Annotated in this window: 3 protein-coding genes; all 3 read left to right on the forward strand. The window is 62.7% G+C overall.

Annotated elements, in window-relative coordinates; genetic code table 11:
- The first annotated feature begins 517 nt into the window (after positions 1 to 517).
- Positions 518 to 1,033, forward strand: a complete 516-nt coding sequence (locus KDH09_12180; protein MCB0220447.1) for a hypothetical protein — start codon at positions 518 to 520, stop codon at positions 1,031 to 1,033.
- Positions 1,030 to 1,470, forward strand: coding sequence for an IS66 family insertion sequence element accessory protein TnpB (gene tnpB, locus KDH09_12185; protein ID MCB0220448.1), 441 nt, complete (start codon positions 1,030 to 1,032; stop codon positions 1,468 to 1,470). The genes KDH09_12180 and tnpB overlap by 4 nt, the downstream gene beginning before the upstream one ends.
- On the forward strand, positions 1,439 to 2,281 hold an 843-nt coding region (locus KDH09_12190), incomplete at its 3' end, for a transposase (GenBank protein ID MCB0220449.1). The genes tnpB and KDH09_12190, both read left to right, overlap by 32 nt.

Consider the following 2,281-nt stretch of genomic DNA (forward strand, 5'->3'; position numbering starts at 1 on the left):
CTTTCCCGGTCGTTACCGAGCAGGAAAGTCGCCTCCCGTCGTTCCGGAATCTAACAACGCCATTGCGTCGTGCAATTACTTCAAGAAAACGAGCGGATTCGCAAGGTTCCATGAAAATCAACTCCGTTGAGGGCCGAGACGTTTCTCTGGCAGTACAGAGGCGCACCGTCCCGATGACGTCCGACGCCGCCGGAGGTCGATACTTCCGCCTACACGCCGCTCAGGCCGGGGATGAGCCGTGGCAGAACCGTCCCGCGAATCGCCCTTACCGCACGCGTACCGCGCTTGGACCGTCTCGTTTTTCATGCGAGCCGCTTGGTATCCGCACGCGAACGGGCCGCTTCATCCCGGCGAGCCCCACGCGACCCGAATCTGGCGCCGCGCGCGTACCGGCGGGTTTTGCCCTTCCTGGAGCTAGGGTAACACCTCGCCGGACCCCGTCGTGACAAGCGGGATGAGATCGGAGAGGGTGGATCTGGTAACAGAGTCCATGCGGTGGGCTGGATGTGCGAACGGTTTGAGCACGGTACTCCGCACGGTTCACGAATCGGAGGCATTGCACATGAATGGTGAATATGAGGATCTCAGGCGGCGAGTTGCGGAGGCACGGAAGATCATGGAGGGCTGTCCAAAGGGCAGGTACTTGCCCGAGTACCGGCGTGCGGTAAAGGTGCTGAACGGACCAGTCGGGGATTACTTTGCCAAGCGGCGGCTGGAGGGAGCGAGCATGAAGAGAATTGCCAATGAGCTCGGCCTTCCGCAGAGCACGTTGCGACGCTGGATGGGCCTGGAAAAGACGCCGTGGGCGGATGCTCGCGAAGAGTTCTTCCCTGTCGAGATCGGCTCACGGGCGCTTCGGATCGAAGGGCTCTCGGGCTCTTTGGATGTTGTGGCATCCCGGAGCACCGATTCCGAGACTGCGGATCAGGATCTCGCAGAAAGCGAGCAGGGCGCGGTGCTGATCCTACCTGGCGGTATGCGGGTCGAGGGCGTCTCGCTCAAGGATCTGCCATTGATACTGGAGGAGAAATGAAACAGGGCAGTCTTCCGTCGATCTATTTGTGGGGCAGCCCGCTTGCGCGTCGCGCCTCGCCCGAGTCGATGGCATCGCTGATCGTGGAACACGCCGGTAGGCAGGCCACGACGGCGGCCTACTTCATTTTCGTCAGCCACGACCGGTATCGCGTGTGGGTGCTGCACTGGGACGGGGTCGGGATATGCGTGTATTCCAAGCATACAAGCGGCGGGCGCAAGATGCCGGCTCCCTGGGCCATGCTTGCCGGCGAAGGGGCGCTTCGCATGACGCGCGAGGAGGTGCTCTCGCTCACCGAAGGATGCCGCTGGGAAGGGCGGGTTTCGCTGCGGACGCGGCACAAGGACCGGAGGGGCAGGAAAGTTTCCGCTTGTACCGTTTCGCCGAACATGAGAGACTCGCAACATGCGAAACCTCTCGCTGGAGACGAGCCCTGAGATTCTGCGCCAGGCGGCGCTCCTTCTCGAACGCGAGAACCGCAGGCTCGTAGCCGAAAACCTGCGTCTCAAACGTAAGGTCGAGCGCCTGCAGGGCAAAGCCCCCGCCGAGCTCGCCCTTGAACTCGAAAGCCTCGAAGCGCAGCTCGCTCTGACGCGCGGGAAACTTTTTGGCAAATCCTCGGAAAAACTCTCGCCCGCCCGCAATGGAGATTTCCCTGAACGTGAGCCCCAGCGGGGTCATGGCCCCGCGTCCCAGCCCGCGCTGGCGCTCCTTGAACAAGAGCATGAGCTTGCGGCGGAGGAGCGCACCTGCGTGCTCTGCGGCGGAGCGCTCGATGAATGGCCCGGCCAGTTTGAAGAATCCGAAGAAATCGACGTGATCGAGCGGCGCTTCGTGCTTGTCAGACACAAGCGAAAGAAATACCGCTGCCGCTGCGGTGGCTGCGTCAAAACAGCGTCCGCTCCCCGAAAACTCCTTGCCGGTTCCAGGTACTCGCCCGCCTTTGCCGTGAGCGTGGCCGTCGCCAAGTACGCCGACCACCTGCCGCTTGAGCGGCAGGTGCGGATCATGGAGCGCGAGGGACTCATCGTGAGCAGCCAGACGCTCTGGGACCAGATCGAGGCGCTCAGCGAGATACTCGCTCCGCTGCACGCAAGGATCGGCGCGCGCGTGCTGAGTTCGGCGGTCGTCTTCGCCGATGAAACACGCTGGGAACATCTGGGCAACCGAAGAGAAGCAAGGAAGCGCTGGTGGGTCTGGGGCGTTGCCGGAGAAGACGCCGCGCTCTACCGGATTCTGGGTTCGCGC

This window comes from Chrysiogenia bacterium (assembly GCA_020434085.1).
Taxonomy (GTDB): domain Bacteria; phylum JAGRBM01; class JAGRBM01; order JAGRBM01; family JAGRBM01; genus JAGRBM01.